We start from the raw sequence: 24,936 nt of genomic DNA, 5'->3' as shown, positions 1-24,936 counted from the left end.
GGAAACGAGCCGATGGCCGGGCCGCGTGGCCGGGCCTATGTCCTGATCGAGATCCCCGAGGTCCGTTTCGAAGCCGGTGCCGCATGTCTGTTGTCCCCATCCCCTCCCTCCTTCCCAAGCTGCGCCGTCTGTGTCTTCCGGCCGGGCTGATCGCCGCGCTGGCGATGCCGGTCGCGGGTCAGGCGCAGGTCAGCCCCTTCCGTCAGGCCCTCGCCGAAACGGTGGCCGGGCAGACGGAGCTGGCCGCGGGCTACCGCGCGCATGGCTTCGCAGGCATCTGGACCGGCACCGACGCGGCCGCGGTGGCGCGGCGCAACGCGCTTCTCTCAACGCTGGCCGGGGCAGATGCGCATGGCCTGCCGCGGTCGCGCTACGACCCCGAGGGGCTGATGGCGCGGATGCGCGATGCACAGACCGTGCAGGAGCGGGCCGAGATGGACGTGGCGCTGACGCGGGCCTTCCTGCGCTACGCCCGCGACGTGCAGACCGGCATGCTTGAGCCTGGCCGGGTCGTGCCGCTGATCCGACGCGAGGTGCCGCTGCGCGATCCGGCCGAGACGCTGGTCGCGTTTCTCGACGCAGATCCGGTTGTCTTCCTGCGCGATCTCGCCCCGTCGAACCCCGAATATGGCCGGCTGATGCGGGCCCGGGCCGAGCTGCAGCACGCGCTCGATACCGGTGGCTGGGGGCCGCGGCTTCCAGAGACGAAGATTTCCCAGGGCGATAGCGGCCCGGCCGTCGTGGCGCTGCGCGACCGGCTGATCGCGATGGGCTATCTCGCGCCGACCACCGTCGCGGTGATGGACGAGGCGATGGTCGCGGCGGTGCGCGACTTTCAGACGCGGCACGGCCTCGCGGTGGATGGCGTGGTCGGTCCCGGCACGCGGGCGGAGCTGAATCGCCCGGTGGAGGAGCGGCTGCAATCGGTGCTGGTCGCGATGGAGCGCGAGCGCTGGACCAACATGGAGCGCGGCCGTCGGCACGTGCTGGTCAACCTGACGGATTTCAGCGCCACCATCGTCGACGACGAGGTCGAGACCTTCCGGACCCGCTCGGTCATCGGTGCCGAGATGCCGGACCGGCAGACGCCCGAATTCTCGGACGTCATGGAGCACATGGTCATCAATCCGAGCTGGTACGTGCCGCGCTCGATCGTGGTGAACGAGTACCTGCCGCAGTTGAAGCGCAACCGTAACGCCGCCAGCCAGATCCTGATCACCGATCGGTCCGGCCGCGAGATCAGCCGCAACGCCATCGATTTCTCGCGCTACGACGCGCGCAGCTTTCCATTCTCGATGCGCCAGCCGCCGTCGAACTCGAACGCGCTCGGGCTGGTGAAATTCATGTTCCCGAACCGCTGGAACATCTATCTGCACGACACCCCGGCCAAGTCGCTGTTCGGCCGCGAGGTGCGCGCCTTCAGCCATGGCTGCGTCCGCCTCAACGACCCGTTCGAGTTCGCGCATGCGCTGCTGGCGGCGCAGGAGGATGATCCCGAAGGGTTTTTCCGCGCGCGGCTGAATTCCGGCCGTGAAACGCGCGTCTCGCTCGAGACGCCGGTGCCGGTGCATCTGATCTACCGAACCGCGTTCACCGACCCGGAGGGTCGGCTGGAGTTTCGCCGTGACGTCTATGGCCGCGACGCGGCGATCTGGGCGGCCCTGGCGCGCGAGGGGGTGGCGATCCTCGGCCCGGCGAGCTAGATCGCAGCCCCGAAGCCAAGGGGACCGCGCATGAACTACACGTTGCAACAGATCGCCGAGGCGCTTGGCGCCGAATGGAAGGGCGATGGCAGCCTGCGCATCACCGGCGCGGCCGAGCCGGGCATGGCGGGCGCCGACGATCTCGCCCTCGCGATGTCGCCGCGCTACGCGGAGGCGCTGCAGCAGGGGAGCGCGCGGGCGGCGCTGGTCTGGCCCGATGCCGACTGGCAGGCGATGGGTCTGGCCGGCGCAGTGATCGCGCCGCGCGGCCGTCTCGCCATGGCACGGCTGACCCAGCTCCTCGACCCCATGCCCGCGGATCCCGGCATCCACCCCTCGGCCGTCATCGATCCTTCGGCCGAGATCGGCGCCGACGTTCATGTCGGCCCACTCGCCGTGATCGGCGCGGGCGCGGTGATCGGCGCCGGCAGCCGGATCGAGGCGCAGGCGTCGATCGGGCCGGGCGTGCGGCTCGGTGAGGGCGCGCTGATCCATTCCGGGGCGCGGCTGGGTCGCAACGTCGTCGCGGGCGCGCGCCTGATCGTCCAGCCCAACGCGGTGATCGGCGGCGACGGCTTCTCCTTCGTCACCGAGGCCGAGAGCCATGTCGAGAGCGCGCGGGCCGAGCTGGGGCAGGGCAGCGTCAGCGCGGATGCCGACCCGACTTGGCACCGGATCCACAGCCTCGGCGCGGTGTCGCTCGGGGACGATGTCGAGATCGGTGCCTGCGCCACGATCGACGCCGGGACGATCCGCCCGACGCGGATCGGCAATGGCAGCAAGATCGACAACCTCGTGCAGGTCGGCCACAACTGCGTCATCGGCGATCACTGCCTGCTTTGCGGCCATGTCGGCCTCGCCGGTTCGGTGACGATCGGTGATCGTTCCGTGCTGGGCGGCAAGGTCGGGGTGTCCGACAACCTCGTCATCGGTGCCGATGTCGTGCTGACCGGCGGTTCGATCGTGCTTTCGAACGTGCCTGCAGGGCGGGTGATGATGGGCTATCCGGCAACCAAGATCGACACCCAGGTCGAGAGCTACAAGGCCCTGCGCCGGCTGCCGCGGCTGATGCGTGACCTAGCGGCATCCCGCAAGGGCTGAAAGCGGCCATTCATGGTTCCAATGCGGCGTCGCAGCGATTAGATCAGGGGCAGGACAAGCAGCTGCAGGGGATGCGGGGCGGATGGATTTGCGTGAAAAGGTGATTGCTATCATCGCCGATCAGGCGATGCTCGAGCCGGCGGACGTCATGCCGGAGCAGAGCCCGGCCGATCTCGGAATCGACAGTCTCGGTCTTGTCGAGAGCATCTTCGCGATCGAGGAGGCGTTCGACATCTCGGTGCCGTTCAACGCCAACGCCCCCGAGGAGAGCGGCTTCGACATCTCCTCGGTCGGGGCGATCGTCGCCGCGGTCGAGCGGCTGGTCCAGGACCGGCACGCCGCCGCATGACCGGCGCGCGTCGCGTCGTCATCACCGGCTCGGGCACGATCAACAGCCTCGGCCACGACGTGCCCACGACGCTGGCCGCGATGCGCGAGGGACGCTGCGGCATCGGCCCGCTCGACCTGCGCGACGCCGAGCGCCTCTCGGTGCGCATCGGCGGGCAGGTTCGGGATTTCGACCCGCAGGCGCATTTCGACCGCCAGCGGATCGTGCTCTACGATCGTTTCACCCAGTTCGCGCTCATCGCCGCGGCCGAGGCAATGGCGCAGTCGGGGATCACCTTCGACGGCGAGGCGGGCGAGATGTCGGGCGTGGTGCTGGGCACCGCCGGCGGGGGCCTTGGCACCTCGGATGACAGCTACCGCGCCGTCTATGAGGAGGGGAAGAACCGCGTTCATCCCTTCGTCGTCCCGAAGCTGATGAACAACGCCGCCGCGAGCCATGTCAGCATGACCTACGGGCTGCGCGGCCCGAGCTTTACCGTCGCCACCGCCTGCGCCAGTTCGAACCACGCGATGGGGCTGGCTTTCCAGATGATCCGCTCCGGCATGTGCCGGGCCATGCTCACCGGCGGCTCGGAGGCGATGCTGTGCTTTGGCGGGATCAAGGCCTGGGAAGGGCTGCGGGTGATGTCCAAGGATGGCTGCCGCCCGTTCAGCGCCACCCGCAACGGCATGGTTCAGGGCGAGGGGGCGGCGGTGTTCGTGTTCGAGGAATACGAGCATGCCCGTGCCCGCGGCGCCGAGATTCTGGCCGAGGTCTCCGGCTTCGGCATGACGGCGGATGCGGCGGATATCGTCATGCCCTCGACCGAAGGGGCCGTCCGTGGGATGCGGGCCGCGCTGACCGATGCGGGCCTCACGCCGGAGGCGGTAGGCTATGTCAACGCGCACGGTACGGGCACGACCGCCAATGATCGCAGCGAATGTGCCGCCGTGGCGCAGGTCTTTGGCCCCGCCGCCGAGCAGTTGATGATCTCCTCGACCAAGTCGATGCATGGCCACCTGATCGGCGCCACCGGCGCGGTCGAGCTGCTCGCCTGCATCATGGCGCTGCGCGAGGGCGTGATCGCGCCGACCATCGGATACGAGGCGCCCGATCCGGAGTGCCCGCTCGACGTGGTGCCCAACGAGGCGCGCGAGGCGCGGGTCGAGGCGGTGCTGTCCAACGCGTTTGCCTTCGGCGGCATGAACGCGGTTCTGGCCCTGAAGGCAGCCTGATCAAGCATTGGCAACCGGACATGAAAACGGCGCGGCCCACTCGGGACCGCGCCGTCGATAGCCCAATGGGCCGTATTACTGCGCGCGTTCGGAAACTGCTGCGAAGCCTGCGGTGAAGCCCGAGAGCGACATGTCGAGCAGGACCTCCTGATCGGGCGCGGCGGCGGGCACGATCCGCAGCGTGCCCTTGGCACCGCGCTTGAAGGCATCGAGCTGCGGCTGCGACAGGCCGAAGCGCGCCACGCAGCCAGCCCGGTTGCAGAAGCCGAAGGGATAACGGGCCGCCTGGCCGCCATCGATCGAGACGCTCAGCTGTTCGGTCAGCAGGGTCTCGAGCGGCGCGACCACGGTGACGCCGGCCGCGGCCTGCGACTCGGCGTTCAGCGGCAGCACGGTGACCTCGGCCACGGCGTTGCCCTCACCATCTTCGAGCAGCTGGTAGAGCTGGCACGGCTCGGCCTCGCCCTCGGGGACGCGCATGCAGCGCAGCGACCAATCGCCATGGGTCTCGGCGACGTAGGGCTGGCCCGGGCGCTCACCCTCGGGGGCGGCGGGTGCCTCGGCAGCAGGCGCCTCGGCTGTCGGTGCTTCGGCTGCCGGTGCTTCGGTCTCGGAGGGCACGTCGGCCTCTGCCGGGGTTTCGGCATCGGCAGGCGCTTCGGCCTCCGTGGGCGCCTCAGGCGCCGCCGGGGTCTCTGCGGGGGCGGCGTCGGCGGGGGCGTCGCTCTGCTCGGTGGGGGCCGGCGTCGCGGCCTCCTGCGCGGTCAGCGGGGCGGCGAGGGCCAGCAGCGCGGCGCTGGCCAGAAGGGTCAGTCGGTTCGACATGTAGCGGTCCCGTTTGTCTGTTTCGACAGCGGCTTAACACGCGGCCCGGGCCCTGTCAGGCGGGAATGAGAATACGCCGCGGCGATCCGCCGAATCGAAAAAGGGACCGCGCGAGCGACCCCTTTCCCGGTTCTCCCTGTCGGACTTGGCCGACTAATTGGCCGCAAGCTACGCAATGCCGAGCGTCGCGTCAACCGCTAAGCAGCGGGGCCAAGTGCCGGGACATGCGGCAAAAAAACCGCGCCCGAGGGCGCGGCAAGTCTGACAGGGAGGACGCCGGGCGCCATGCCCGGCAGGATCAACATATCACGAAACCGCTAACAGGAGATTGCTTCAATCGCGCCGTTCACGAATTCCGGCCAAATCTGTGTCGCCGAGGCCAACTGGCTGCAAGCCAAGGACTATTGGCGGCGAATGGACACCATTGAAGTGAGTGTACGATTTTAGACATAACCCACGGTTTAACGTTGCTGACGGAACGGAAACATTGGTGTAACGTTCGTGCCACGGGAGCGAAGAATATCATGCAGGGGAGGAACAGCATGGATTCGAAGACCGAGGAACTCTGGTCGCAGGAAAAACAGCACTGGTTCGATGGCGCGTCCTTCTACGAGCGGGAATTGGCTCCGGGCGCTGCCATGGTCATCCCATATCCCGCTGGGCTGCAGGACCGTGCCGATGCGCTGGAGGGTCTCAAACCCGCCCGCCAATGGGAGGCGATCGAATTGTACGATCAGAACGTGACCCGAAAAGGCGACACCGTGCTTCTCAGCTACCGTGTCGTCGCATGGCGCGACTGCTGCTCGGCGCCGCTGCGCGCCCGTTGCGCGTCCACCTATCTCGACGATGACGGCCGCTGGCTGCGGCTGTCGCATGAGCGCGAGCCGATCCAGGATCCAGCGTCAAAAGTCGCGATCCTGCGTCGTCCCGATCGCAATGCAGCCCGGCTCGGCGCCGCATAGGCGCCTCGCAACCAACCAGCCCAGGGAAAAAGCCGGCCCGCATTGCGGACCGGCTTTTTGCATGGCGGTTCAGATCAGTACTCGGATCAGCTCGGATCGAGCGGCCTGATCTTCAGCGTCGCGAGGCGGTTCTCTTCCTTGGCGACCACTTCGAAGCGGAAGCCGTGGAAGCTGAACACCTGACCTTCGGTGGGGATCATCTGCGCCTCGTGGATCACCAGGCCGGCGATGGTGTTGGCTTCCTCGTCGGGCAGGTTCCAGTCCTGGCGCCGGTTCAGGTCGCGGATCGTCATCGAGCCGTCGATGATGTAGGCGCCGTCCTCGGTCATCGCGATCGGCTCTTCGCGCTCGGCGTCGAACTCGTCCGAGATCTCGCCGACGATCTCTTCGAGGATGTCCTCGAGCGTGATCAGGCCACGCAGCGCGCCGTATTCGTCCACCACCAGCGCGAAATGCGTGTGGCGCCGCAGGAACTGGCGCATCTGGTCGTCGAGCGTGGTGGTCTCGGGAATGAAATAGGGCGTCATCGCGACATCCATGATGTCGAAATTCTCGAGTTCCGCGGTCTCGACCGCGCCGTCGCCCATCATCTTGTGCATCGCGCGCAGCAGATCCTTGGCGTGCAGGATGCCGACGATGTTCTCGGGCTCGTCGCGATAGAGCGGCAGTCGCGTATGCGGGCTGTCGAGGCAGAGCTTGAGGATCTCGGTCGCGGGCAGGCTCGCATCGATCATCGCAATGTTGGAGCGGTGCAGCATCACCTCTTCGACCGTGCGGTCGCCGAGGTCGAGCGCGCCGAGAATGCGGTCGCGGTCCTCGCGGTCGACCACGCCTTCCTCGTGGCCAAGGCTCAGCGCGCCGGCGATCTCCTCGCGCACCGCGAGCACGTTGGTATCGGGGTCTGTGCGCACGCCGAACATGCGCAGCAGGGCCCGCACCAGCACCTGCACGGCCGAGACGACGGGCGCGAAGATCAGGATGACCCAGCCGATGGGCCGCGCCACCCGACTGGCCATCGTTTCGGCGTTGGTGATGGCATAGGTCTTGGGCAGCACCTCGGCGAAGATCAGCACCAGAAGCGTCATCACCAGCGTCGCCGCCGCCACGCCGCTATCGCCGAAGACGCGGGTGAGCAGGGCGGTGGCCAGCGAGGTGGCGAGGATGTTGACGACGTTGTTGCCGAGCAGCACCGAGCCGATCAGCCGCTCGTTGTCCTCGGTGACGTGCAGCGCCTGCGCCGCGCCGCGGTGACCGCGATCGGCGGCAGCGCGCAGCTTGCCGCGCGAGGCGGCGGTGAGTGCGGTCTCGGAACCCGAGAAGAAGGCCGAAGCCACCAGCAGGAGAAGGATCGCGGTTGCTGTGATCCAGAAGGCGGCGTCTAGGGCGGTGTCCATGGGGTCCTTCGCGGTTGGATGGTCCCCTGATTTATGGACCGTGGGGCCGCAGGTTCAACCCTCGCCGCGCCGAAGTGGCCGTGCGAGGGGGTGATGTTCGTGCACCAGCGCGCTCAATCGCTCGCCCTGGACATGGGTATAGATCTCGGTAGTCGAGAGATCGGCATGCCCGAGGAGCGCCTGGATCGCCCGCAGATCGGCCCCACCGGCAAGCAGATGGCTGGCAAAGGCATGGCGCAGCACATGCGGTGTCACCTGGTCGGGGGACAGGCCCGCGGCGGCGGCCAGCTCCTTGATCATCACGAAGAAGCTCTGCCGGGTCAGGTGCCCGTCGCGACCGCGCGCCGGGAACAGGAAGCGCGACGCGGGCTGGCCCGACGCCGTCACCTCGGCCTCGCGCGCGTCGCGGCGCTCGAGCCACGCCGCCACGGCGGCGCGGGCCGGGCGCGACAGCGGCACCATCCGCTCGCGCCCGCCCTTGCCGCGCACCAGAAGCATCTCCGGATCGCCCCTGAGCGATGCGACCGGCAGGCTAACCAGTTCCGACACCCGCAGGCCGGTGGCATAGAGCAGTTCCATCAGGCAGGTGGCGCGCAGCGGATCGCGTGGATGGCTGCGGGCCGCGGCGAGCAGTGCCTCGACCTGTTCGCGGGTAAGCGTACCGGGCAGGCGCCGGGTCCGGCCCGGCCCTTTGAGCCGGATCGCGGGATTGTCCTCGCGCCAGCCTTCTTCGAAGGCAAAGCGGTAGAGCTGCCGGATCGAAGAAAGCCGCCGGGCCCGTGTGGCGCTCGACAGACCCTCGGCCTCGCAGGCTACCAGGTAGTCCTCGACCTGGCCCTGAGTGGCGGTGGCAAAATGTGCCTCGCGCCGCGCCAGCCAGCCTGCGAAATCGTTGAGGTCGCGCCCATAGGCCAGAAGCGTGTTGCGCGCCGCGTCGAGCTCGGCCGCCTGCGCTTCGAGAAAGGCCGAGATCCAGTGCCCCATGGGGCGCGTGACGCTCACCCGTGGCGCCCCAACAGCAGCGATTGCAGCGCGATGCGCCGGGCCTGATCCTCTAGCCCGACCATGCGCAGCGTGGCGAGCCCCTCGGCCAGGGCGCCGGTATCCCCGGCCTGGCCCTCGTCGATCAAGGAGATCGCACGCAGGATCACCTCGCCGACGCGACCCTCGTCGATCATGTCGAGCAGGGGCTGAGACGGCTCGGCCTCGGTGAAGCCGCTCAGCACCGCAAGGGCGATGGGCTCCTCGGGGTCGGTCTCGGGCCGGGCGTCATCCGGCACACCGCGCGCCAGCGCCACCAGCAGCTCTTCGCGCGGATCGCGCGGCGTGCGCGCCTGGGCGGCCGCCTCGTAATCCGGGCCGAGCAGGCCGATCTCGAAGACCAGATCGGCGGCGTCATCTTCGAGGTCGAGCGCCGCGAGATCGGTGCCGTAATGCTGCGCGAAGGGTACCTCGAGCCGCGCCTCGCGCATCGCCTCCCAAGCCTCGGGCAGGGCGGCGGCCACCTTGTCGGCCGCATTGTCGCGCAGCGCGGTATCGAGCGCCTGGACAGCCTTGGCCCGGTCCCAGACGCCGCCGGAGGCAGCCGGCACGCGATCGGTATAGATGCCGATCAGCCGCGCCGGTTCGATCGCGCCGTGGCGGGCCAGCCGTTCGGCCGCCTCGAGCTGCGCCCGCCATGCCTTGGTCGGACGCAGGTCGGCCTGGCTGAAGGCCCGGGGCAGGGCGGAGGCGGGCATCGCCTCGCCCACCGCTTCGAGCAGCCGGTAGACCAGCGGCGTGACCCGCTCCGGAGCTTCGAGCGGTGGCTCGCCCTCGTAGAGGTCGGGATCGAGGAACCGCGAGAGCATCGCATCCTCGAGATCGGTGATCTCACCCAGCGCCCGGGCGGAGTTCAGCGTCAGCGCCGCCGCCTGCCAGTCGCCCTCGCGTGCGAGGCAGAAGATCCGCGCGAGCATGGTCGGCGCGATCGTCGGCTTGTTGCGCATGGCGCGACAGGCGCGGTTCTCCTCGCCGGTGAGCAGGGCGGTGTCGAACCAGCGGCGGAATCGCTCGGGTTCGTCCGGGCCGGCCTCGGCCAGCATCTCGGCGGCAGGCTCCAGCGCCCCCATCTCCAGCAACCGGTCGATCCGGGCGAGAAACAGCGTGCCTCGGGCATCGGCGTCGCGTGGCGGGTCGGTCTCGGCGATCATCAGCAGCCGTAGCAACTGCTCGACCGCGGGCAGCGAGTCGAGCTTCTGCGCCGCGATCAGCGCGGCAAGCTGGTCCTGCTCGCTCTGCGACCACAGCCCGCGCGGCAGCCCCGAGATTCGCGGCGCCACCAGACCCACCGCGTCGGGCGGGTTGGCGTCGAGCGGCTGCACGGAAACCTGCGGAGCGGCGGCGCTGTCGGCGACGGGCGGCTCGGTCGTGCCGGCGCCGGGCGTCTCGGGCAGCGGTGCCACCGAGCGCGACAGCCAGTCGATCGCCGAGAGCGGCGCACCGTCCTCCGGCTGTTCCTGCGCCGCGACGCTCTGACCCAGCAGCAGCAGCGCGACGGCCAGCCCCGCCCGGCTCACTGCCCGATCTCGAGGGTGATGGGCTTCACCACCTCCGTGGCGGGGGCAGCGAAATCCGCGGGGAACAGCATCGGCCCCACATAGGCGTAGGCCAGAAGCCCCAGCGCCGCCAGCACCACGAGGATCAGCGCCGCTTTCACCAGCGCCCAGATCAATCGTCTCAACATCCCGCTCGTCCTCTTGCCCCGGTTCCACGGGCGGCCGCGCGCCGCCTCTTTCGAGCGATTCATAACTGGTCTTTCGAGCGAGATCACGTCATTCAGGGCATGAATTTGCACGGGCCCGCCGGTCGGGTCGCGATCGGGGGAGCAATGGGGGCGGATAGGGCGCACAGGACGGGGCGGACGCGAGCGGCGCGGCTCGGCCGGCCGGTGGTGCTGGTTGGCATGATGGGGTCGGGCAAGACCGCCATCGGCAAGGCACTCGCTGCCCGGCTCGGCTGCGGTTTCGTCGACAGCGACGCGGCCATCGAGGAGGCGGCGAAATGCTCGATCGCCGAGATCTTCGCCCGCGATGGCGAGAAATTCTTCCGCGCACGCGAGAGCGAGGTCCTGTCGCGGCTGCTTGACGCCGGGCCGCGCGTCGTCTCGACCGGGGGCGGGGCCTTCCTCGCGCCCCGCAACCGCGAAGCCATCGCCGAACGCGGCGTGGCGTTGTGGCTCGATGCCGATCTCGACCTGCTCTGGGAGCGCGTGCGGCACAAGTCGACACGCCCCTTGCTGCGGACGCCCGACCCGCGCGGCACGCTGGCGCGGCTGCTCGAGGAGCGTCGCCCGATCTATGCGCAGGCGCCGCTGCGGCTGATCGCGCGGCCCGGCGATTCGATCGACACCACCACCGACCGGGTGCTGGCGCTGCTCGCCACGCGGCCCGACATACTGGAGAGCTGAAGATGACCGCCACCGCCCCCGCCACGGTCCGGGTCGATCTGCCCGGCCGCGCCTACGACATCCATATCGGCACGGGCATCCTGGCGCGCACCGGTCAGTGGCTCAAGCCGCTGATGGGCCGTCGCCGGGTGGCGATCCTGACCGACGAGACGGTGGCCGCGGCCCATCTCGACGCGCTCGAGGCCGGGCTGGCAGTCGAGGGGATCGATTCGATCAGCCTGGCGCTGCCCCCGGGCGAGGCGACGAAATCCTGGGAGGGCCTGTCGCGCGCGACCGAGTGGCTGATCGAGAACCGGGTCGAGCGTGGTGATCTGGTGATCGCGTTCGGCGGCGGCGTGATCGGCGACCTGGCGGGCTTTGCCGCCGCCATCGCGCTGCGCGGCATCCGCTTCGTGCAGATCCCGACCACGCTGCTGGCGCAGGTCGACAGCTCGGTCGGCGGCAAGACCGGGATCAACACCGCGCAGGGCAAGAATCTCGCCGGGGCGTTCCACCAGCCGGTGATGGTGCTGGCCGATATCGGGCTTCTGGAGACGCTGCCTGCGCGCGAGTTCCTCTCGGGCTATGGCGAGGTGGTGAAGTACGGGCTCCTGGGCGATGCGGCGTTCTTCGAATGGCTTGAGGCCCAAGGCCCGGCGCTGCGCGACGGCGACCGCGCCGCCCGGCTCGAGGCGGTCCGGAGATCCTGCGAGATGAAGGCCGAGATCGTGATGCGCGACGAGACCGAACAGGGCGACCGCGCGCTGCTCAATCTCGGCCATACCTTCTGCCACGCGCTGGAGGCGGCCACCGGTTATTCCGACCGGCTCCGTCACGGCGAGGGGGTCGCGATCGGCTGCGCGCTGGCCTTCGACCTGTCGGCCCGGCTCGGCCTGTGTCCGCAGGAAGACCCTTCGCGGCTGCGCGCGCATCTCTCGGCGATGGGCATGCGCTCGGATCTGAGCCACATCCCCGGCACGCTGCCGCCGGCCGAAGCGCTCCTGGGTCTGATGGGGCAGGACAAGAAGGTCCGCGACGGGCGCCTGCGCTTTGTCCTGGCACGCGGCATCGGGCAGGCCTTCGTCACCGCTGATGTGCCGGCCGAGGCGGTGCTGCAGGTGTTGCGGGATAGCAACCACGCTACTTCGGCGTGATTTAGCCTATTGACGGCAGGGGCTTGCCCGCTGCCGCGACAGGGTTGTGCGGTTTTGCGGAACTGCATTGAACTTCATTTGGCGTCATGTGTTGTGGGCGCGGACGGGCTGGAACAGCCGGTCCGTCCGTTCCGGTCGTCGCCTCCCTGAATTTTCCGGCGGCCGGGCTTTGAAGAACAGGAGCTACCATGAAGTTCACGACCTCCTCCATTGCACTCGCCCTCGGCGTTGTTGCCGCCCCCGCCTTTGCTGGCGGCCTCTCCATGCCGGTCGCCGACCCGGTGGCCCCCGCGGCCCCGGTCGCCGTGGCCCCCGTCGCCGTGGCGCCCAGCGCCGACTGGACCGGCCTCTATGTCGGTGGCCAGCTCGGCTATGGCCAAGCCGGGACCGATGATGGTGATTTTGACGAGGAAGGCGCTACCTACGGTGCCCAGCTCGGCTACAACTACGACTTCGGCCGTTTCGTGATGGGCGGCGAGATCGCCTATGTCGGCACCGAGATCGGTGACGAGGATGCGGGCGCCGAGATCGACGGCGTGGCCACCGCCAAGCTGCGCGCGGGCTACGACGCCGGCGCCTTCCTGCCCTACGTGACCGCCGGTTACGCCAGCGCCTACACTGCTGACGAATTCCAAGGTGACGACCAGTTCGACGGCTACGTCTACGGCGCCGGTGTCGACTACAAGGTCAGCGAGAACATCATCGTGGGCGGCGAAGTGCTGCAGCACGAGTTCGAGGACCTAGGCGACAGCGACGTCGATCTCGACGCGACCACCGCCGCGCTGCGCGTGTCCTACCAGTTCTGATCGCACACCGGCCCGGCGTTTCCGCCGGGCCGGTTCGATCGGGACAAGGGCCGCCATGGCGGCCCGCAAGGGGGTCGGTCACGGCCCCCTTTTTCGTGCCTGCTCCGCCGCGAAGCCGAGCAGACGGCGCAAGGCGTCCTCGAAGCGGTCATCGGCCACGGTCAGGGCCACGCGCACATGCCCCGCCGCCGCACGGCCGAAGCTTTCCCCCGGCATCACCGCGATCGCCTCTTCTTTGAGCAGCGCGAGGGCGAAGGCCTCACCCTCGAGACCGGTCGCCCGGACGTCGAGAAAGGCATACATCGCGCCCTGCATCGGCACCGCCCGCACCACTTCCTGCGTCGCAAGGAGCCGCGCGACGATGTCGCGCCGCCGCCGGAACGGCGCGGCCACCTCGGCTTCGAAGGCCGGCCCCATGCGGAGCGCGTGCAGCGCGGCGTCTTGCACGAAGCCCGGAATGCCGTAGGTCATGTGGGTCGCCAGATCCTCCAGCGCGGCGATCGCGGCACGCGGTCCGACGATCCAGCCGACTCGGCTGCCGGTCATGGCATGACCCTTGGAAAGAGATCCCACCACGAGCGTGCGTTCGGCCAGACCGGGCAAGGCGCGCGGGCTGAGATGTTCCCCTTCCCAGACCTGGCTTTCATAGACTTCGTCCGAGATCAGCCAGAGATCGCGGCGCCCACACAGCGCGCCGATCTCCTCAAGCGCCGGGCGCCCGTAGACCGCACCGGTCGGGTTGTTGGGCGTGTTGATCAGCAGCGATCGCGCGTGGCCCTCGAAGGCGTCGATCACGGCCTCGATCGCCTCGGCGCGGGGCACGAAGCCGTCCCGTGCCCTCGCTTCGACGGCGAGCGGCACGGCGCCTGCGCCCCGGATCGTGCCGGGATATGTGGCGTAATAGGGATCGATATAGAGCGCACCGTCGCCCGGATCGCAGCTTGCATGATGCGCCATGAACAGCGCCGCCTGACCGCCGGGAACGACCAGCACCTCCTCGGGTGCGGTGGCGATGCCGCTCTGGGCAGTGACGCGGTGGGCGATCTCGGCGCGCAGCTCGGGGATACCGGGCACCGCGGCGTAGCCGGTATGCCCGTCCCGCGCCGCCGCATCCATCGCGTCGAGGATGCGCGAGTCGGTGCGGATGTCGTGTTCCCCGATGGTCAGCTCGACGACGGGCCGGCCCTCGGCGATCATGCGTCGGGCCTTGCGGAACAGGTCCCAGCCGTCGGGGCCGCCGCCGGTGATGCGGGTGATGCGATGCGAAAGCGTCATGCAGCGCAACAGGCCGCAGGGCCGCGCCGCTGTCAATCGCGCGAAACGCTGGACGGGGCGGGGTGCGGCTGCTAGATCGCTGGCCATGACGAGCACGAGCAACATCATCGGCTGCATCATTTCCTGCTGACTTGCGTCACGCGGGCCGCTCTCACGTTTCCCCATGGAACACAGGATCAGCCCGCCGGCGTCACCGCCTGCGAGGCCCACATGACGACGATCCGCCTGCACGACACCAAAACCCGCCGCAAGGTGGAGTTCACGCCGATCGAACCGGAGAATGTCCGGCTCTATGTCTGCGGGCCGACGGTCTATGACCGGGCGCATCTGGGCAATGCGCGCCCGGTTCTGGTCTTCGATCTGCTCTACCGGCTGTTGCGCGAGGTCCATGGGCGCGAGCGCGTGACCTATGCCCGCAACTTCACCGACGTCGATGACAAGATCAACGCCCGCGCGGCCGCCACCGGGCGGCCGATCCGCGAGATCACCGACGAGACGATCCTGTGGTATCATCAGGACATGGACAGCCTGGGCGCGCTGCGCCCCGATCACGAGCCGCGGGCCACCGACTACGTGGGCCAGATGGTCGCGATGATCGAGCGCCTCGCGCTTTCGGGTCATGCCTATGCCGCCGAGGGGCACGTGATGTTCTCGGTGGCGAGCTACGAGGCCTATGGCGCGCTGTCGGGCCGCGCGGTCGAGGACATGATTGCCGGCGCCCGCGTCGAGGTCGCGCCCTACAAGCGCGATCCGATGGATTTCGTGCTCTGGAAGCCCTCGTCCGGCGACGAACCCGGCTGGGACGGCCCGGTGATCGCCGGCAAGAGCGTCGGGCGCGGCCGTCCGGGCTGGCACATCGAATGCTCGGCCATGGCCTACCAGCTCTTCGGCGAGAGCTTCGACATCCATGGCGGCGGCATCGACCTGCAGTTTCCGCACCATGAGAACGAGATCGCGCAATCGGCCTGCGCCCATCCGGGCGGCGATTTCGCCCGCATCTGGATGCATAACGAGATGCTGCAGGTCGAAGGCAAGAAGATGTCCAAGAGCTTGGGCAACTTCTTCACCGTGCGCGATCTGCTCGACCGGGGCGTCGCCGGCGAGGTGATCCGCTTCGTCATGCTCGGCACCCATTATCGCAAGCCGATGGATTGGACCGAGGAGAAGCGTCTCGAGGCCGAGGCCACGCTCGCCAAGTGGTATGGCGTGCTGCATGCGCATGGCTTCACCGCCAAGATGGTGGCCGACCTCAAGGCGGCGGGTGACTGGGCGATGGATGCCGAGTTCCTCGGCGTGCTGGCCAATGACCTCAACACCCCCGGCGCGATCGCGCGGATGCACGTGCTGGCCCAGGCCCGCACCCCGGCCAAGCTGGTGCCCTTTGCTGCCGCGCTCGAACTGATGGGGCTGATCGAGGATTGGGATGCGCTGGCCGATCTCGCCGGGGCCGAAGCCGCGCCCGAGATCGCACCCGAGATCGACGCCAAGGTCACCGCCTTGCTGACCCGCCGCGCCGAGGCGCGCGCCGCCAAGGACTGGGCCGAGGCCGACCGGATCCGCGACATTCTCAACGCCGCCGGCGTGCAGGTGACCGACATGGGCGGTCAGGCGAGCTGGCAGCCCGGGCCGGATTTCGATGCCGACAAGCTGGAGGGCACGGCATGACCGACCGGCTCTATCTCTACGACACCACCCTGCGTGACGGGCAGCAGACGCAAGGCGTGCAGTTCTCGACCCGCGAGAAGATCCAGATCGCGCAGGCGCTCGACGCGCTCGGCATCGATCAGATCGAGGGGGGGTGGCCGGGCGCCAATCCCACCGACAGCGAGTTCTTCGAGGTGGTGCCCGACACCCGCGCCCCGATCACCGCCTTCGGCATGACCAAGCGCGCCGGGCGCTCGGCCGCCAATGACGAGGTGCTGGCAGCGGTTCTGAACGCGGGAACGCCCTCGGTCTGCATCGTCGGCAAGACACATGATTTCCACGTCACCACGGCGCTGGGCATCACGCTGGAGGAGAACCTCGACAACATCCGCGAGTCGATCGCGCATATCGTGGCGCAGGGCCGCGAGGCGCTGTTCGATGCCGAGCATTTCTTCGACGGCTGGAAGGCCAACCCGGACTACACCCTCGCCGCCATTCGCGCCGCCTATGACGCCGGCGCGCGCTGGGTCGTGCTGTGTGACACCAATGGCGGCTCCATGCCCGATGAGATCGCGGCCATCACCCGCGACGTGATCGCCGCCGGCATCCCGGGCGATCATCTGGGCATCCATTGCCACGACGATACCGGGCAGGCGGTCGCGTGTTCGCTCGCCGCGGTCGAGGCCGGGGCGCGCCAGATACAGGGCACGCTGAACGGGCTTGGCGAGCGCTGCGGCAATGCCAATCTGACCACGCTCATCCCGACGCTGCTGCTCAAGGAGCCTTTCGCCTCGCGCTACGAAACCGGCGTGACGCTCGATGCGCTCAAGGGGCTGCGCCGTGCCTCGCGTCTCCTGGATGACATCCTCAACCGCGTGCCGATGAAGCAGGCGCCCTATGTCGGCGCCTCGGCCTTCGCGCACAAGGCCGGGCTGCACGCCTCCGCCATCGTCAAGAATCCCTCCACCTACGAGCACATCGAGCCCGCCCTCGTCGGCAACAGCCGCATCGTGCCGATGTCGAACCAGGCCGGGCAGTCGAACCTGCGCGAGCGCCTGTCCCGCGCCGGAATCGAGGTGGAAAAGGGCGATCCGGCGCTGACCCGCATCCTCGATCGCATCAAGGAGCAGGAATCGCGCGGCTATTCCTATGACACGGCGCAAGCCAGCTTCGAGCTTCTGGCGCTCGACGAGCTGGGCCGCCTGCCGGACTTCTTCGAGGTCAAACGCTACCGCGTCACGGTCGAGCGCCGCCGCAACAAGCGGGGCAAGATGGTCTCGCTCTCCGAAGCGGTCGTCGTGGTGAAGATCGGCGGCGAAAAGGTGATGAGCGTCTCCGAGAGCGCCGGGCCGGACGGCTCGGACCGCGGCCCGGTCAACGCGCTGTCCCGCGCGCTGGGCAAGGATCTCGGCCCGTATCAATCGATCATCGACGACATGCATCTGGTCGACTTCAAGGTGCGGATCACCGATGGCGGCACCGAGGCCGTCACCCGGGTCATCATCGACAGCGAGGACGGGCAGGGCGAAAGGTGGTCGACGGTCGGGGTCTCGGCCAACATCGTCGATGCGAGCTTCGACGCGCTGGTCGACGCGATCCGCTGGAAGCTGGTGCGCGATGGCGCCAAGCCGGTCGCGCGGGGCTAAGGCGCGGCATGCGAGGTTTCGCAATGATGACGGAGGGGCGCGCATGAGCGTCGAGGCCTGCGCCGGGCTGGTTCAGCGCGGCGATCCGGATCGCTTTCGCGCCGCCATGGCCGCGCCCGTGGCGGCGCGGTCCAGGCTGTTCCCGCTCTATGCCTTCAACCTCGAGGTGGCGCGCGCGCCCTTCGTCACCAAGGAGCCGATGATCGCCGAGATGCGGCTGCAATGGTGGCGCGACGTGGTCGAGCAGATCGCGGGCGGCGGGCCGGTACGGGCCCACGAAGTGGCGACGCCGCTTGCGCAGGTCGCACGCGAAGCGGATCTGCCCGAGGCCGCACTCGACGCGCTGGTCGCGGCGCGGCGTTGGGACATCTATGCCGACCCCTTTGAGGATCAGGCTGCGCTCGATGCCCATCTCGATGCCACGGCGGGCGGGCTGATGTGGCTTTCGGCCAAGGCACTCGGCGCGCAAGACGCCGAGGAGGCCGCGATCAGGCAGATCGGATTCGGACATGGCGTGGCGCTGTGGCTGATGGCGATCCCGGGCTTCGAGGAGCGCAACAAGCGGCCTCTCGTCGACGGGCGGCCGGAGGCGGTGCGCGACTTCGCGCGGCGCGGCCTCGATGCGCTCAAGCAGGCGCGGGGTACCCGGATCACCGGCACGGCGATCCCCGCACTGCGGGCTGCCTGGCAGTCTGAGGCGGTGCTGAAACGCGCAGTGGCCGAGCCGCGCCGCGTGGCCGAGGGGCGGCTGGCCCCGGGACCGGCGGCGGCCAGTGCCGGTCTGGCATTGAAGGCAGCTACGGGGCGTTGGTAGCGAGCCGGCGACGGCGCAGCCGCAGCCAGAACAGCGCCCCGCCGGCCAGCGCCAGCGCCGGGAAGACCGCCGTGTTGACCGAGATCCAGCCCTGCGCAGGCAGCCCGCCCGAGCAGTTCATCAGCCCGCCCGAGGACAGCGAGGCGAGCGTGACGAAGCCGAATACCGCCATGTCGTTGAGCCCCTGGACCAGCCCGCGCTCCTCGGCCCGATGCGCGGCCGTCAGCATCGCGGTGGCGCCGATGAAGCCGAAGTTCCAGCCCAGTCCGAGCAGGACGAGATCGCCGTAGAACATCGGCAGGCCGGTTCCCGTCAGTCCGGTGAGCGCCGCGAAGCCCAGCAGCGCCAACCCGGCGGCGACGACGTTCGAGGCGCCGAACCGCGCGATCAGGTGGCCGGTGAAGAAGGATGGCAGATACATCGCCAGCACATGCGCCGAGACGATGTCGTTGGCATGATCGCGGCCGTGACCCATGCCGACCACCGCGAGCGGGGTCGAGGTCATCACGAGGTTCATCATGCCAAAGGCGACCATGCCGCACAGCATGGCCACCAGGATCTCGGGCTCGCGCAGCAGCGTCCGGCGGGAGCGGGCCAGAGTCGGCGCCACCTGTGGGTCGGTCGGGCTGCCCGTCGGCAGATCGAGGCCGAGAAACAGCAGCAGCCCGCCGAGATTGAGCAGCATCACCGCGAGGTAGCTGCCGAGGAAGGGCAGCGCGAGGGCGTCGAGCACGACCTTGTTGAGCTGCGGCCCGATGATCGCCGCGCCGAGACCGCCAGCCATCACCCAGGAGATCGCCTTGGGCCGGAACGCGTCCGAGGCGCTGTCGGCGGCCGCGAAACGGTAGAAGCCCTGCGCCGACATGTAGATGCCGGTGACATAGGAGCCGAGCAGCAGCAGCGCGAAGGAGCCCGCGAGAAGCCCGGCCATGGCGAGCGCCGCGCCCAGCGCGCCTGCAAGCCCGCCGATGACGAAGCCCGCGCGCCGTCCCCGCCGCTGCATCAGGGGCGAGAGCCAGGGCGCCGTGGTCATCGACCCGAACACGATGAGCGAGATCGGCAGGGTGGCGAGGCAGGAGTTGGGCGACAGCTCGGCGCCGACCAGCCCGCCGATCACGAACAGGATCGGCATCTGCGCCCCCAGGATCGCCTGTGCGGCGGCGAGGATCGCGGTGTTGCGGCGGGCGCGACGGTCGTCGGTGATGGGTGCTGATGTCATGTAATACCGGTAACTTCCCGGCGCGCCGCTGTCACGCCCGGTCGATCAGATGCGCGAAGGAGCCGCAGACCCGGCCGCGACGAAGCCCCATCGGCTGCAAAGCCGCGCCCTCGGCATCGACCGCCTCGAAGAGCGGGGTCCCCTTGGCTGAGAGGGTGGTGGCATAGTGGAACTCATGCGCCGCCCAGCGGCCGGCGAAAGGACCGTGGCTGGTCTCCACCCTGCGGTACCCCAGATGCAGTCGCCGCCGCTCGAACGAGGTCGCGAGTTCGAGCAGGCCGGCCATCCGGTGCACGTGCCCATCGGCATCCGTCAGGGTTTCACCGAGGGTCATATAGCCCCCACATTCTCCATATATATCAGATGTATAGGATGCTTTTCGAAGGCTCTGCATGAAGATCTGCGCCGCTGCCAGCCGTCCGGTATGCAGCTCCGGGTACCCCCCCGGCAGAAGCACCAGATCGGCCTCCGGGACCGCCTCGTCGGCAAGCGGTGAGAAGGTCGTGATCTCCGCCCCCTGCGCTCGCCAATCCTTGAGCAGATGCGGATAGGCGAAGGCGAAGGCGGCATCGCGCGCGAGGGCAATGCGCTGTGCCGGAGGCGGTGTGCGCGGGCCCGAGGCCGATGGGCGGGGTGCTGCGCGGTCGGCCAGGGCCAGAACCGCATCGAGGTCGATATGCGCCGAGACCAGATCGGCAGCGCGGTCGAGGAATGCCTCGAGATCCTGCCGCTCTTCGGCTTGCACCAGCCCCAGATGCCGCGAGGGATGCGCGATGCCTTCGGCGCGCGGGAGGGCGCCGAGGACCGGCATGCCGATCGCATCGAGTGCCCGGCACAGCATCGTCTCGTGCCGGGGCGAGCCCACGCGGTTCAGGACCACACCGCCGATTCGAACTTCCGGGTCGAACCGGGCGAAACCTGCTACAAGCGGCGCGACCGACTGCGCCATCCGCGCGGCATCCACGACGAGCAGCACCGGCAGCCCCAGCAGCCGCGCGAGATCGGCACAGGCGCCCCGCCCGTCGGGCGGGGCGCCGTCGAACAGGCCCATCGCCCCTTCGACCACCAGCGTCTCCGGCCCGGCAGCCAGCGCATGCAGCCGGTCCTCGTGCATCGCCCAGGCGTCGAGGTTGATGCATTCCGCCCCGCAGGCGGCGGCGTGAAATCGCGGATCGATATAGTCGGGTCCGGATTTCGCTCCCCTGATCGCCAGACCCCGCCGCGATAGCGCCCGCAGCAGGCCAAGCGTCACCGTGGTCTTGCCCGCGCCCGAACTGGGCGCGGCGATCAGCAGGCCGGGCATCAGCCCTGCTCGGCGGGCCATCCGCGCCGCAGCGGGTCGAGATCGCGCGGCGCCGCGCCCGCGAGCTGATCCTGCCAGTCGAGCACCTGCCGCATCAGGGCGGCGCGGCCGATGCAGATGATCGCAGGCGGCTCCAGCCGGCTGTCGGCGATGTCCGCGGCCATGCGGTCGAGGCGGGTCTCGAGGACCTGCTGCGCGGGTGTCGTGGCGCCGGCGACCACCGCCACCGGCTCCTCCGGATCGCGACCCGCGGCGAGCAGGGCGCCTGCGATCGCGCCGGCATGCTTCATTCCCATGTAGATCACAATCACCTGGCTGCCGCGCGAGATCGCCGCCCAGTCAAGCGAGGAAGGGGTGGCGCCGGACTGGTCGTGGCCGGTGACGAAGGTGACCGACTGGTTCACGTCGCGATGGGTGACCGGGATGCCGGCATAGGCGAGCCCGCCGATACCGGCGCTGATGCCGGGGATGATCCGCAGCCGCACCCCGTGCTGCACCAGCGTCTGCGCCTCTTCGCCGCCGCGGCCGAAGACGAAGGGATCGCCGCCCTTGAGCCGCAGCACCCGGCGCCCGGCTTGGGCCAGTTCGACCAGGCGCAGCGAAATGTCGCGCTGCTTGGCCGACGGCTTGCCGCCGCGCTTGCCGGCATAGATCTTCTCGGCCTTGGGAGCCCAGTCGAGGATGCGCTCATCCACCAGTGCGTCATAGACGATGGCGTCGGCCTGACGCAGCGCGTTGAGCGCGTGCAGGGTCAGCAGGCCCGGATCGCCAGGTCCCGCGCCGCAAAGCCAGACCCAGCCTGGTTCGAGAGTGGGCCACTGGTGATCGGGGAGGGAGATCGAGTCGGTCATGGGATCGTTATTGCCGCGCGCCGGGCGCGTGGAAACCCCGGATGCGCTTTCCACCCCCATCGCGCCCGCCTAATGTCGCCGTCATGAGCGAGACCGCCCCCCTTCGACGCGGCTGGACCACCGGTGCCTGCGCCGCCGCCGCCACGCGTGCGGCGCTGATCCGGCTATGGGGCGGCGATTGGCCGGAGCAGGTCTCGATTACGCTTCCACGCGGCGAAACCCCCGTCTTCGCCGTGACCCATCGCGCCGAGGGCGAGGGCTGGGCCGAGGCGGGCATCGTCAAGGATGCCGGGGACGACCCGGACGTGACCCATGGCGCGCTGATCGTCGCGCGGGTGCGCGGCGCGCCGGGCGGCGTGACCTTCCAAGCGGGCGAGGGCGTGGGAATGGTAACGAGGCCCGGCCTGCCGATCCCGCCGGGCGAGCCTGCGATCAATCCGGTGCCGCGCGCGATGATGGAGGAGGTCGTGGCCGAGCTGGCCGCCGAACAGGCCCGCGCGCCGGATATCGAGATCACCATCTCCGTGCCCGGCGGCGCGGAACTGGCGGCGCGGACATGGAACCCGCGCCTGGGCATTACCGGCGGGCTGTCGATCCTCGGCACCACCGGCATCGTCCGCCCATTTTCCTGCGCGGCCTGGATCGCTTCGATCCAGCGCGGCGTCGATGTCGCGCGGGCCGCGGGGCTCGGCCATGTGGCGGGCTGCACCGGTGCGACCTCCGAAAAGGTCGTCCAGTCGCTGCACGGCCTGCCCGATCACGCGATGCTCGACATGGGGGATTTCGCGGGGGGGATGCTGAAATACCTGGCCAAGCACCCGGTGCCCCGCGTCACCGTCGGCGGCGGGATCGGCAAGATCACCAAGCTCGCGCAAGGCGCGGTGGACCTGCATTCTTCGCGCAGTCAGGTCGATTTCGCGGCGCTGGCCGAGCTGGCGGGGGTGCCGGGCATCGCGGCGGCCAACACCGCGCTGGAGGCATCGCGACTCGCGCCCGAGCTCGGCCAGCGCGTCGCCGAGACGGCGCTGGCGCGGGTGACCGAGCGGTTCGGCACGGCCCATGACGGCAGCCGGATCCGCTTCGACGTAGTGGTGATCGACCGGGCGGGCGCGATATTGGGTCGCGCCTCGTGACGCTGCTCGTGCTCGCCGGCACGCGCGAAGGGCGCGAGATCGCGGCCGGTCTCGCCGCGCGGCGCCTGCCGGTCCTGGCCTCGCTGGCAGGCCGCACGCGGCGGCCGCTCGATCCGGGCGTGCCGGTGCGGACGGGTGGCTTCGGCGGTGAGGAGGGGTTCCGCGCGGCGCTGCGCGACCATGGCATCACCGCCGTGATCGATGCCACGCATCCCTTCGCCGAGCACATCACGGCGCGCACCGCCCGGATTTGCCGCGAGGACGGCGTGCCGTATCTGCTCGTGCTGCGGCCCGGCTGGACGCCGGGTCCCGGCGACGACTGGACCCGGATCGCGCGCGAGGCGGAACTGGCGCAGCATGTGCCGCGCGGCGCAACCGTCTTTCTTGCCACGGGACCGCAACGGCTCGCGGCCTTCGCCGGGCTCGATGGGCGGCGGGTGCTGTGTCGCAGGATCGATCCGGCGCCGGGGCCGTTCCCCTTCGAGCAGGGGCAATGGGTGGTCTCGCGCCCACCCTTTACCCTCGCGGACGAGACGGCGCTGCTGTCGCTGATGGGGGTGGACGTGCTGGCGACCAAGGATTCGGGCGGCGAGGACGGCCGCGCCAAGCTCGACGCGGCGCGGGCGCTGGGCGTGAAGGTCGTGCTGCTCGACCGGCCGCCGCCGCCCGAAGGGGCGCGCGTGGTCGAGACGGTGGAGGCGGCATTGCAATGGGCGGAGGGGCTGTGACGGAACGGATCATCACGCATGAGGAGGACGTGGCCGAGGGCGCGGCCTGGCTCGCGGCCAACACCGATCATTTCGGGCGGCTTCTGGAGATCACCGGGCCGCTGCCGCTGCGCCGCACGCCCGACGGCTTTTCGCAGCTCGCCTCGGCGATCGTCAGCCAGCAGGTTTCGACCGCCTCGGCCCGCGCGATCCGTGGGCGGCTGGAGGCGGCCGACCTGATGCGGCCGGAAACCATCGCCACTGCCGAGGACGAGGCGCTGCGAGCTTGCGGACTGTCCCGCCAGAAGATGCGCTACCTGCGGGCCTTGGCGGCGTCGGGAATCGATTTCGACGGATTGCGGCGCGCGCCGACGCAAGAGGTTGTCTCGACCCTCACCGCCGTCACCGGCGTCGGTGTCTGGACCGCCGAGATCTATGCCATGTTCGCGCTGGGGAGGGCGGATGTCTTCGCGCCGGGCGATCTGGCGCTGCAGGAGGGGGCGCGGCATCTGCTGGGTCTAGAGGAGCGCCCCAAGGAGCGTGCGCTGCGCGAGATCGCCCTGCAATGGTCGCCCTGGCGCGCGGTTGCGGCGCGGGGGCTGTGGGAATACTACCACCACGTTAAGGGCAGGGAAGGAATCCTATGACGCGCGCATTGCAATCGGGCCGGGTGGAGCCGCTCAGCGGCGAGATGCGCTCGGCGGTGATTTTCCTGCATGGTTACGGCGCCAACGGTGCCGACCTACTGGGGCTGGCCGAGCCGCTGGCCGAGCACATGCCGGACACGCTGTTCCTCGCGCCCGATGCGCCTGAGGCCTGCATCGGCGCGCCGATGGGCTTCCAGTGGTTCCCGATCCCGTGGATCGACGGATCGAGCGAGGAGGAGAGCCGCCAGGGCCTCCAGCGCGCCGCCGAGGATCTCAACGCCTTTCTCGATGGCGTCATGGTCGACGAGGACCTGCTGCCTGAACAGGTGATGGTCGTGGGCTTCTCCCAAGGCACGATGATGGCGCTGCACGTGCTGCCGCGCCGCGAGGATCCGATCGCCGGTCTGGTGGCCTTCTCGGGGCGGCTGCTCGAGCCCGAGCTTCTGGCCGACGAGGTGCAGAATCGGCTGCCGATCCTACTGGTGCATGGCGACATGGACGAGGTGGTGCCGCCGCAATCGCTGCCCGAGGCCGCGCAGGCGCTGCAGGAAGCCGGTTGGACCGATCTATACGCGCATGTGATGAAGGGCACGGCCCATGGAATCGCCCCTGACGGGCTCGAAGTGGCGCTGGCCTTCATGCGCGAACGTCTCGGCATCGCCTGAAAACCGGGCGTCCGCGCCCCGTCTTCGTCATATCGCTGTCACCCGGCGCGGTCATGCTGATCGCGGCGGCACCACGACCTTGAGACTTGTCAGACTC

24 protein-coding genes are annotated in these 24,936 nt (G+C 69.4%); 15 read left to right on the top strand and 9 right to left on the bottom strand.

Annotated elements, in window-relative coordinates:
• Positions 1–83: 83 nt before the first annotated feature.
• From FHS00_RS02660 to FHS00_RS02645, 4 genes are all read left to right on the top strand, one after another.
• A complete protein-coding gene (locus FHS00_RS02660; protein ID WP_246390948.1) occupies positions 84–1,703 on the top strand; it encodes a L,D-transpeptidase family protein in 1,620 nt (539 codons plus the stop codon).
• Between the two features lie 30 nt (positions 1,704–1,733).
• Positions 1,734–2,804, top strand: coding sequence for a UDP-3-O-(3-hydroxymyristoyl)glucosamine N-acyltransferase (locus FHS00_RS02655; RefSeq protein ID WP_183469586.1), 1,071 nt, complete (start codon positions 1,734–1,736; stop codon positions 2,802–2,804).
• A gap of 82 nt (positions 2,805–2,886) precedes the next feature.
• Positions 2,887–3,153 carry an acyl carrier protein gene (locus tag FHS00_RS02650; RefSeq protein ID WP_183469584.1) on the top strand — a complete coding sequence of 89 codons (267 nt, stop codon included), beginning with the start codon at positions 2,887–2,889 and terminating at the stop codon, positions 3,151–3,153.
• Positions 3,150–4,367: a beta-ketoacyl-[acyl-carrier-protein] synthase family protein gene (locus FHS00_RS02645; RefSeq protein ID WP_183469582.1), complete on the top strand. Its 1,218-nt coding sequence runs from the start codon at positions 3,150–3,152 to the stop codon at positions 4,365–4,367. The genes FHS00_RS02650 and FHS00_RS02645 overlap by 4 nt, the downstream gene beginning before the upstream one ends.
• Before the next feature lie 75 nt (positions 4,368–4,442).
• On the opposite strand, the gene FHS00_RS02640 is transcribed toward FHS00_RS02645, so the two are convergent.
• Positions 4,443–5,192, bottom strand: coding sequence for an invasion associated locus B family protein (locus tag FHS00_RS02640; protein WP_183469580.1), 750 nt, complete (start codon positions 5,190–5,192; stop codon positions 4,443–4,445).
• Positions 5,193–5,734: 542 nt separating this feature from the next.
• On the opposite strand from FHS00_RS02640, the gene FHS00_RS02635 reads away from it, so the two are divergent.
• On the top strand, positions 5,735–6,154 hold the full coding sequence (locus FHS00_RS02635; protein ID WP_183469578.1) for a DUF4440 domain-containing protein: 420 nt from the start codon (positions 5,735–5,737) through the stop codon (positions 6,152–6,154).
• An 86-nt stretch (positions 6,155–6,240) separates the two neighbouring features.
• Here the strand turns inward: FHS00_RS02635 and FHS00_RS02630 are convergent, their stop codons facing one another.
• From FHS00_RS02630 to FHS00_RS02615, 4 genes are read right to left on the bottom strand one after another with little or no spacing between them, the layout of a single operon-like run.
• Positions 6,241–7,548, bottom strand: a complete 1,308-nt coding sequence (locus FHS00_RS02630) for an HlyC/CorC family transporter (protein WP_183469576.1) — start codon at positions 7,546–7,548, stop codon at positions 6,241–6,243.
• A 54-nt stretch (positions 7,549–7,602) separates the two neighbouring features.
• Entirely contained in the window at positions 7,603–8,532 is a 930-nt protein-coding gene (locus tag FHS00_RS02625) for a site-specific tyrosine recombinase XerD (protein WP_183469757.1), read from the bottom strand.
• 14 nt (positions 8,533–8,546) lie between these two features.
• On the bottom strand, positions 8,547–10,106 hold the full coding sequence (locus FHS00_RS02620) for a hypothetical protein (protein WP_183469574.1): 1,560 nt from the start codon (positions 10,104–10,106) through the stop codon (positions 8,547–8,549).
• On the bottom strand, positions 10,103–10,273 hold the full coding sequence (locus FHS00_RS02615; protein WP_183469772.1) for a hypothetical protein: 171 nt from the start codon (positions 10,271–10,273) through the stop codon (positions 10,103–10,105). The genes FHS00_RS02620 and FHS00_RS02615 overlap by 4 nt, the downstream gene beginning before the upstream one ends.
• A gap of 144 nt (positions 10,274–10,417) precedes the next feature.
• On the opposite strand from FHS00_RS02615, the gene FHS00_RS02610 reads away from it, so the two are divergent.
• The 3 genes from FHS00_RS02610 to FHS00_RS02600 all read left to right on the top strand — a co-directional run bounded on the left by FHS00_RS02610 (position 10,418) and on the right by FHS00_RS02600 (position 12,935).
• A complete protein-coding gene (locus FHS00_RS02610; protein WP_183469572.1) occupies positions 10,418–10,996 on the top strand; it encodes a shikimate kinase in 579 nt (192 codons plus the stop codon).
• 2 nt (positions 10,997–10,998) lie between these two features.
• Positions 10,999–12,129 carry a 3-dehydroquinate synthase gene (gene aroB, locus FHS00_RS02605; RefSeq protein ID WP_183469570.1) on the top strand — a complete coding sequence of 377 codons (1,131 nt, stop codon included), beginning with the start codon at positions 10,999–11,001 and terminating at the stop codon, positions 12,127–12,129.
• A 188-nt stretch (positions 12,130–12,317) separates the two neighbouring features.
• Complete coding sequence (locus FHS00_RS02600) at positions 12,318–12,935, top strand: outer membrane protein (protein ID WP_183469568.1); 618 nt, start codon at positions 12,318–12,320, stop codon at positions 12,933–12,935.
• 78 nt (positions 12,936–13,013) lie between these two features.
• Here FHS00_RS02600 and FHS00_RS02595 read toward each other — a convergent pair whose 3' ends face one another.
• Positions 13,014–14,210 carry a pyridoxal phosphate-dependent aminotransferase gene (locus FHS00_RS02595; protein ID WP_183469755.1) on the bottom strand — a complete coding sequence of 399 codons (1,197 nt, stop codon included), beginning with the start codon at positions 14,208–14,210 and terminating at the stop codon, positions 13,014–13,016.
• Positions 14,211–14,420: 210 nt separating this feature from the next.
• On the opposite strand from FHS00_RS02595, the gene cysS reads away from it, so the two are divergent.
• The 3 genes from cysS to FHS00_RS02580 are packed head-to-tail and all read left to right on the top strand — an operon-like array spanning position 14,421 to position 18,314.
• On the top strand, positions 14,421–15,875 hold the full coding sequence (gene cysS / locus FHS00_RS02590; RefSeq protein ID WP_183469565.1) for a cysteine--tRNA ligase: 1,455 nt from the start codon (positions 14,421–14,423) through the stop codon (positions 15,873–15,875).
• Positions 15,872–17,500, top strand: coding sequence for a citramalate synthase (gene cimA / locus FHS00_RS02585; RefSeq protein ID WP_183469563.1), 1,629 nt, complete (start codon positions 15,872–15,874; stop codon positions 17,498–17,500). The genes cysS and cimA overlap by 4 nt, the downstream gene beginning before the upstream one ends.
• A gap of 43 nt (positions 17,501–17,543) precedes the next feature.
• On the top strand, positions 17,544–18,314 hold the full coding sequence (locus FHS00_RS02580; protein WP_183469561.1) for a squalene/phytoene synthase family protein: 771 nt from the start codon (positions 17,544–17,546) through the stop codon (positions 18,312–18,314).
• On the opposite strand, the gene FHS00_RS02575 is transcribed toward FHS00_RS02580, so the two are convergent.
• From FHS00_RS02575 to cobA, 3 genes are read right to left on the bottom strand one after another with little or no spacing between them, the layout of a single operon-like run.
• A complete protein-coding gene (locus FHS00_RS02575) occupies positions 18,298–19,533 on the bottom strand; it encodes an MFS transporter (RefSeq protein ID WP_183469559.1) in 1,236 nt (411 codons plus the stop codon). The two genes, FHS00_RS02580 and FHS00_RS02575, sit on opposite strands and share 17 nt — an antisense overlap.
• A 31-nt stretch (positions 19,534–19,564) precedes the next feature.
• Positions 19,565–20,836 carry a cobyrinic acid a,c-diamide synthase CobB gene (locus FHS00_RS02570; RefSeq protein WP_183469557.1) on the bottom strand — a complete coding sequence of 424 codons (1,272 nt, stop codon included), beginning with the start codon at positions 20,834–20,836 and terminating at the stop codon, positions 19,565–19,567.
• Positions 20,836–21,687 (bottom strand): uroporphyrinogen-III C-methyltransferase, encoded by an 852-nt coding sequence (cobA, locus tag FHS00_RS02565; RefSeq protein WP_183469555.1) that lies wholly within the window; start codon positions 21,685–21,687, stop codon positions 20,836–20,838. Before cobA ends, FHS00_RS02570 begins: the two co-directional genes overlap by 1 nt.
• An 83-nt stretch (positions 21,688–21,770) precedes the next feature.
• Here cobA and FHS00_RS02560 point away from each other — a divergent pair, with 83 nt between their 5' ends.
• Genes FHS00_RS02560 through FHS00_RS02545 form a run of 4 tightly spaced genes read left to right on the top strand, consistent with a single transcriptional unit; the run spans position 21,771 to position 24,839 of the window.
• Positions 21,771–22,820, top strand: a complete 1,050-nt coding sequence (locus FHS00_RS02560) for a cobalt-precorrin-5B (C(1))-methyltransferase (RefSeq protein WP_183469553.1) — start codon at positions 21,771–21,773, stop codon at positions 22,818–22,820.
• Entirely contained in the window at positions 22,817–23,548 is a 732-nt protein-coding gene (locus FHS00_RS02555; RefSeq protein WP_183469551.1) for a cobalt-precorrin-6A reductase, read from the top strand. The genes FHS00_RS02560 and FHS00_RS02555 overlap by 4 nt, the downstream gene beginning before the upstream one ends.
• Positions 23,530–24,174, top strand: coding sequence for a DNA-3-methyladenine glycosylase family protein (locus FHS00_RS02550; protein ID WP_183469549.1), 645 nt, complete (start codon positions 23,530–23,532; stop codon positions 24,172–24,174). Before FHS00_RS02555 ends, FHS00_RS02550 begins: the two co-directional genes overlap by 19 nt.
• Complete coding sequence (locus FHS00_RS02545; RefSeq protein WP_183469548.1) at positions 24,171–24,839, top strand: alpha/beta hydrolase; 669 nt, start codon at positions 24,171–24,173, stop codon at positions 24,837–24,839. The genes FHS00_RS02550 and FHS00_RS02545 overlap by 4 nt, the downstream gene beginning before the upstream one ends.
• Positions 24,840–24,936: the final 97 nt, after the last annotated feature.

It is taken from the genome of Limimaricola variabilis (assembly GCF_014195545.1).
Taxonomy (GTDB): Bacteria; Pseudomonadota; Alphaproteobacteria; order Rhodobacterales; family Rhodobacteraceae; genus Limimaricola; species Limimaricola variabilis.
This window is presented reverse-complemented; position numbering and strand designations above follow the sequence as displayed.